Here is a 7,297-nt window from a genome sequence, read left to right as displayed (position 1 = left end):
CTGTGGGCGCTAAGGTCCATGGCCGAGAGGGAAATAACCCAGATTAACAGCTAAGGTCCCTAATCGTATGTTAAGTTGATCAAACGCAGTTCGAACCCTAAAACAGCCAGGATGTTGGCTTGGAAGCAGCCATTCATTTAAAGAGTGCGTAACAGCTCACTGGTCGAGGGTTCGGGCACGGAAAATAATCGGGCATCAAACATACAACCGAAGCTTTAGGATCTACTGCTATAGCAGATGATCGGTAGGGGAGCATTCTAAACTGCATCGAAGGTGTATCGCGAGATATGCTGGAGCGTTTAGAAAAGAAAATGTAGGCATAAGTAACGATAAATAAGATGAAAAATCTTATCGCCGTAAGACTAAGGGTTCCTGATCAACGCTAATCGGATCAGGGTTAGTCGGGTCCTTAGGCAAACCCGAAAGGGGTAGCTGATGGCAAACTGGTGAATATTCCAGTACCTGCTATAATTTCGATGGGGTAACGGAGGAGTGAAAGATCCGCGTAGTTACGGAATACTACGTTAAAGGGTGTAGTTATATTCCTGGTAGGCAAATCCGCCGGGGATGATGAACCTGATAGTACCACAAAGCTTCGGCCGCGTGGATAGTGATCCTAAACCGACTTCCAAGAAAAACCTCTAAGGTTAGGTTATAGCAGCCCGTACCGTAAACCGACACAGGTAGTCGAGGAGAATATCCTAAGGCGCTCGAGTGATCCATGGTAAAGGAACTAGGCAAATTGACGCTGTAACTTCGGGATAAGGCGTACCGCAGTGATGCGGTCTCAGTAAAATGGTCCAACCAACTGTTTAACAAAAACACAGGGCCCTGCAAAATCGTAAGATGACGTATAGAGCCTGATACCTGCCCGGTGCTGGAAGGTTAAGGAAGGATGTTCGGCGCAAGCCAAAGCTTCTGACTGAAGCCCCAGTAAACGGCGGCCGTAACTATAACGGTCCTAAGGTAGCGAAATTCCTTGTCGGGTAAGTTCCGACCTGCACGAATGGTCTAATGAGTTGGACACTGTCTCTACCATGAGCTCGGTGAAATTGTAGTATCGGTGAAGATGCCGGTTAATCGCAACGGGACGGAAAGACCCCGTGAACCTTCACTACAACTTAACATTGATTTTGAGTGCCAGATGTGTAGGATAGTTGGGAGACTATGAAGCAGCTTCGCTAGGAGTTGTGGAGTCATCGTTGAAATACCAACCTTCTGTTACTTAGAGTCTAATCCGGCAACGGAGACATTGTTTGGTGGGTAGTTTGACTGGGGTGGTCGCCTCCTAAAAAGTAACGGAGGCTCGCAAAGGTACCCTCAGTACGGTTGGTAATCGTACGCAGAGCGCATTAGTAAAAGGGTGCTTGACTGTGAGGCAAACAAGCCGAGCAGGAGCGAAAGCTGGCTAAAGTGATCCGGTGGTTCTGTATGGAAGGGCCATCGCTCAAAGGATAAAAGGTACTCCGGGGATAACAGGCTGATCTCCCCCAAGAGCTCATATCGACGGGGAGGTTTGGCACCTCGATGTCGGTTCGTCACATCCTGGGGCTGGAGAAGGTCCCAAGGGTTCGGCTGTTCGCCGATTAAAGTGGCACGTGAACTGGGTTCAGAACGTCGCAAGACAGTTCGGTCCCTATCTGTTGTGATCGTTAGTAAATTGCGAGGACATGACCTTAGTACGAGAGGACCGGGTCGTACGTACCGCTGGTGTATCAGTTGTGCCGCCAGGTGCAGTGCTGAGTAGCTATGTACGGACAGGATAAACGCTGAAAGCATCTAAGCGTGAAACCTACCTCAAGATGAGTTTACTTTTAAGGGCCGTCGCAGACTACGACGTTGATAGGCTATAGGTGTAAAGGTGGTAACATCAAAGCCAAGTAGTACTAATTGCCCGTAAGCTTTAATTTTATTTTATCTGAAAGTATACAACTTCCCAATATGTACCTTATTGCGCTGTGAGTCACGATGTCTGCAAAGCATCCAGCACTCCATACAAAACAGCAAAGATCTTATGGTGGTTTTGCCGAGGGTGTTCACCTCTTCCCATTCCGAACAGAGAAGTTAAGCCCCTCATGGCCGATGGTACTGCACCAAAATGCGGGAGAGTAGGTAGCCGCCGTAATTATTAAAAGCCTCGACTTTCAGTCGGGGCTTTTTCATTTTTACCCATACACAAAAAATACGGATCATCGCCCGCGCCGCCACCCCACCTCCTTATACCACTGCGCAATATTGATAGAAGCGCCCATCCCAAATGCCACCGGCTGAAAATACTCACTGATCTCATAACCACTATATTGCGCATCATTCAACAATAAAGAAAACTGCAGCTGCGCCTGGAACTTCACATACTTATATCCCACCCGCACCGTAAACGTCGGCTCAAAAAAAGGTACCAACTTATCCCCGATCTTTAAAAAATTAGCCCGCCGCTCACCACTATTTTCAAATGCCTTCCCGCCAGCATACAACTGATAAAACTGTACTAACGATACCCGGGAACTGAACGCCGTCTCCACCACAGGATGCACAAACCCTACACTGGGCTGAATAAAAAACTTGTTAAAACGACTTTTCAACAGATAATCATTACGATCCGCAGCACTCCCGCTATTATATCCCTTGGTAATAGTTTTAAAACTTCCATTACCATAACCGGCAAATACATCAAACATCATCCGCTTCTTCAGATCCATAGACGTAAAATAACCTACAGCTCCCTCTATCAACCCCCCACGGGTATTGTCATTCAGCAACAGATCATCCCCTTCGTTAGTAACACCGGGAGGATCAAAACGAAATACATACTGCCCGTTAGCCATCACAGCTACATGGTTCGATACCGCAAAAGCAGCCTGGTAATTAGTAGGAGAAAGACTTCCCTTAAACTCATGTCTCTCCTTTAATAAAGGTACATTCACCGTATTGGGAACATAAATATGCCGGTTACAGGACGCGGCACCCAGAAGAATAGATAATAACAGACAGGAAAATACTGGACGTTTCATAGAAGTTGTAGGTATGAATAGGTGCGTAAAAAGAGTGACAGCAAATTATCGCTGACACAATATACACATTCAGCCCTGGATTCCAGAACCGCCTGCCATCCCCCCCTATCTATAAAGAAATAGCTTTAAAGCGTGGAGTCCCGCTGGATCAACTCCACAGGGAAGACATAGTGTTGGGTCACTTTTACCGTCTCATCATGGTTGATCAGCTGTATTAACGTAGAAGCTGCCTTTTGACCCATATTGTAACCCGATTGTTCGATCGTCGTCAGAGAAGGACTGATAATACGCGAAGAAAGATCATTGGCATAACCAACTACCTTGATCTGCCCGGGTACGTCAATATGATTACGCCGCGCCTCTTGTATAAATGCCACAGCAGAAGTATCGTTGGCAGCAAAAAGGCCATCAGGCAATGGAGAGGACTGTAATAATTGCTGCGTGGCAGTAGTAGCAGCATCCGTCGTCAGGTTATGTACATACAACAACTGCTCGTCATATGGGATATCATACTTGGCAAGCGCCGCCTTATAGCCGGCAAGACGCTGCTGATAAAGGTTACAGGTCAGTATACCGGAAAAATGTGCAATACGTTTACAACCCTGTTGAATAAGATGTTCCGTTGCCAGGAAACCACCCCGGTAATCATCCCCCGTAATCGTATAACCAGGAAAGTCAACCGGTACCCGGTCATAAAAAACCAAAGGAATAGTATTACGGATAAAAGGACCGAAATGCTCATAGTTAGTGGTGAACATCGATGATACCGCCAGTAGCCCATCCACACGAAGCGAAAAGAAAGTATGCACCAGCTCCTTCTCCATCGCAACAGTCTCATCAGATTGACCGATCACAATACTGAATCCATACTTGTGCGCCTCATGCTGAATACCACTGATAGCCGTGCTCTGAAAATACATGGATGTACGCGGCACGATCAGCCCGATAATATTGGATCGCTTCTTCCGTAAGCTCGATGCGATCCAGTTGGGTACATACCCCATTTCTGTAGCCATCTGCTGCACCTTCTCCCGCGTATCTTCATTAATAAGGGGATTATTCTGCAACGCACGCGATACAGTAGAAGCAGACAGATCTAGTGCCTGCGCAATGTCATATATAGTAACCTTATTCGTTCGTTCTTTCACTTTTTGAGGCTTCGGTTAATGATAGAATTATAGAGCGATATTAAGCAATTTATAGAACTAATTATAATTTGTAATCTAAGCTGGTAGCGGCTATACAAAGTGTAACCGATACACATTATAGACGCCCCCGCTCAGCAGCCGGCTGAAAACAACAATGCCCACCTCATCAGCATAGAGCACTGGAGGCGGGCATTGCATATGAACAAACAAAGTGTAGATCGGCTGAGTGATCACACCATGTAGATCGATAAGTATTATTTAGGATCAAGCGCCTTGTTGATACGCTCGATCAGATCATTAAGGTGATAACGGCTCATATTATCGGATATACCGTTAACGGATACACGTATTTCATTTCTCAGGGTAGTTAGCTGTGCCCGTGCAAGACTGCTGATATCAGACTTGCTTGGGTCCGTAGTAGGACTGGAAGGACCACCTATTACAATCATAGCACCGCTGGCAGCTGGTGTATTATTGTTACCCAGTAGTTCAGCCAGCTGCGCTACATAAGCTTTCTGAAGATTCCTGCGGAAAATATCGATCGGCTTGCGCGTAGTCAACTCACTGCATATACCCTTGCGAAGATCGTTTAACAACTCAACAGCCTGATAACTTTTACCATTGGATATAGCTTCTGCATTCAACAGGTTGTTCAACGTACGTACACTGAGCAAACGCTCCAATACCGGTGCCTGCCGCTCCTGTATAATACCGGGAGCTTCCGCTCCGATCCTGGTAATGATCTCATTGTTCAATAACCATTTCGGTGTAGTGAACAGCTGCTGTTGTAAGAATTGAACAGCCTGTTGCTGTATGGATTTAGGAACAGGCTCATACACGGCGCCTGTCTGCTCCACATACTTGGGCGTTTCATAAATACCACCCACATTCTTGGCTACATGCCCCATGTATCGGCCAAACTGTCCCGTTACTTCCTTGTAGACCTCAGAAAGATTAGCATAGCCTTCATTGCTGGTGCGTGTCCAGGCAAGCAGGTTCGGAAGAATGAATTGCAGGTTCTTAATACCATAACGGCCTGCAGCCATCGCATCATCACCCAGGTCCTCATTCTGCGAGCGGGGATCATCTGCATTGTTCTCCCGGCCAAACCAGTACTTCTTCTCTTTCAGTTTCTCAATAGTCCATTTATTTAAAGTACCACTTTCTTCATCCGCATTGCTCACCCCGGGGATCATACGATACCCCCATTCAATCGCCCACTTATCATAATAGTTAATACGGGGATACAAGTCCGAACCGGTAATGCCGTCGCCCGGCTGTGCTACGTAATTGAAACGTGCATAGTCCATAATAGAAGCCGCAAACCCATGCGCTTTAGTCCATGCTTTATCCCGGAGCTTTTCCGTAGGATAAGTAGAACTGGAACCGAAGTTATGACGAAGCCCCAACGTATGTCCTACTTCATGCGAAGAAACAAAACGGATCAGTTCTCCCATTAACTCATCATCAAACTCTATCTTCCTCGCACGTGTATCATTAGGCGAAGCCTGCACGATATACCAGTTACGCAATAACTTCATCACGTTATGATACCAGTTGATATGACTCTCCAGGATCTCTCCTGAACGGGGATCATGTACGTGAGGCCCGCTGGCATTAGGAATATCAGAAGGTTTATAAACGATCGCAGAAAAACGGGCATCTTCCAGTGACCAGGTAGAATCCTCTGCGGCAGTAGGCGCCATCCGCGCTACAACAGCATTTTTGAAACCAGCTTGCTCAAAGGCTACCTGCCAGTCATTCACACCTTGTATCAGGTACTTCCGCCATTTTACAGGCGTCGCCGGATCAATATAGAAAACAATAGGTTTAATCGGTTCTACCAACTCCCCACGTTTATATTTTTCCAAATCAGCAGGTTTGGGCTCCAGTCGCCAGCGAGTGATCATTTGCAGCCGCTTTACTCCCTGCGGATCAATATCGAAATCCGTTACGGAAGTAGTAAAATAACCTATACGCGGATCATAATAACGAGGCTGCATAGGTCTGGCAGGCAATAATACCAGTGAACTATTTAATTCCAGTGTTGCATTACCGCCGCTGGTGGGTGGCATACCCGGCGCACCGCCGCCCGCACGGGAATAGGTCTTCACCGTTTTGATCTCCGTATTGATAGGATAGGATTTCACATCTACGATATAAGATTTATCCCCCTGTACCCCGCCCAGCTTAAGCATGGATTTCATACGGGCACTGAAGTTCAATACCTCGTTATCACTGTTGATGAATTCGGTCAGGTCAATGATGGAGCCTTTACCCTGCTCTGAATAAGCCTTCACATCGAATGCAGCCACTATCGGCTGTATGTTCGAATTCATCACGGCATTAAACATCGGCATAGTGGAATCCTTCGAGATCTCCGAATAAGATATGTTCTTCAGGAAGATGCGGTTGTTAGGCCCCTTCTCAAACCGTATCACATTTTCCCCAATCTGATCCCCGCCATAGCCATAGAATAAAGCACGTAATCCGGCCGCTGATTTGGATATACGGTTCACGACCAATATATCCCGTCCTAGTAAGGAATCCGGCAGTTCCAGGAAGATTTTGTCCTCCTGTTTGTAGATGTTAAATAGCCCCGAATCAGCTTTTGCCTTAGGCGTGATCAATTCGGCAAATTTCTTGACAGGAGCTTTAGGACCAGCCTGTAGATTACCCATAGGGGGTCTGGCAGTTGAGTCTTTAGGTACAGGTGAGGTCACCGGTGTGCTCTCTTTACGCTTTTTTTTCTGCGCAAAGGCCGGCATGTCTGACAATCCTAGACAGATAAGTGCTACGATGCATGTGACCCCCGTGCTCGGGAAATGCTTAATCATTTGTTAAAATTGAAGTTTGCCCCGCAATTAGGGTGGTGGTTTTTGGAAAGTAGGTTGCAAATAAACATATAATGCAGTAACTTATCAGGAAAATCCATAAGCGCCATAATTGCATTAGGAATGGATTAAAATAGCGATGAATTCGAAGCGAGGAGTCACACGATCTATTTAAAATTAGAACACCATGTATGAGTAAAATTGTTGACAGAAATCAACTTAAAGATTAGTTAATAATTACATTGATTGAGCGTGCTTATGTATGATAAACCGCTATCACAGCGGGTATGAAGGGTGTAAAGTC

At 46.2% G+C, this 7,297-nt stretch carries 3 protein-coding genes and 2 rRNA genes (1 of these 5 cut by a window edge); 2 read left to right on the top strand and 3 right to left on the bottom strand.

What is annotated here, in order from left to right; genetic code table 11:
• Both KTO58_RS20480 and rrf read left to right on the top strand, forming a co-directional pair.
• Positions 1–1,910 (top strand): 23S ribosomal RNA (locus tag KTO58_RS20480) (it extends 975 nt beyond the left edge of the window).
• A 103-nt stretch (positions 1,911–2,013) separates the two neighbouring features.
• A 5S ribosomal RNA gene (rrf, locus tag KTO58_RS20475) occupies positions 2,014–2,125 on the top strand.
• 64 nt (positions 2,126–2,189) lie between these two features.
• Here the strand turns inward: rrf and KTO58_RS20470 are convergent.
• The 3 genes from KTO58_RS20470 to KTO58_RS20460 form a co-directional block, all read right to left on the bottom strand.
• Positions 2,190–3,011 carry a hypothetical protein gene (locus KTO58_RS20470; RefSeq protein ID WP_095837597.1) on the bottom strand — a complete coding sequence of 274 codons (822 nt, stop codon included), beginning with the start codon at positions 3,009–3,011 and terminating at the stop codon, positions 2,190–2,192.
• Between the two features lie 125 nt (positions 3,012–3,136).
• Positions 3,137–4,159, bottom strand: a complete 1,023-nt coding sequence (locus KTO58_RS20465) for a LacI family DNA-binding transcriptional regulator (protein WP_095837598.1) — start codon at positions 4,157–4,159, stop codon at positions 3,137–3,139.
• A 254-nt stretch (positions 4,160–4,413) separates the two neighbouring features.
• Positions 4,414–6,996, bottom strand: coding sequence for a zinc-dependent metalloprotease (locus KTO58_RS20460; RefSeq protein ID WP_095837599.1), 2,583 nt, complete (start codon positions 6,994–6,996; stop codon positions 4,414–4,416).
• Positions 6,997–7,297: the final 301 nt, after the last annotated feature.

The organism is Chitinophaga pendula, from assembly GCF_020386615.1.
GTDB classification, from domain to species: domain Bacteria; phylum Bacteroidota; class Bacteroidia; order Chitinophagales; family Chitinophagaceae; genus Chitinophaga; species Chitinophaga pendula.
The sequence above is the reverse complement of the archived record's forward strand: the minus strand, read 5'-3'. Positions and strand labels throughout refer to the sequence as shown.

What these genes read in the sequence shown, in the direction of transcription:
- KTO58_RS20470 (WP_095837597.1), bottom strand. Translation starts at nt 3,011, where the DNA reads ATGAAACGTCCAGTATTTTCCTGTCTGTTATTATCTATTCTTCTGGGT.
- KTO58_RS20460 (WP_095837599.1), bottom strand. Translation starts at nt 6,996, where the DNA reads ATGATTAAGCATTTCCCGAGCACGGGGGTCACATGCATCGTAGCACTT.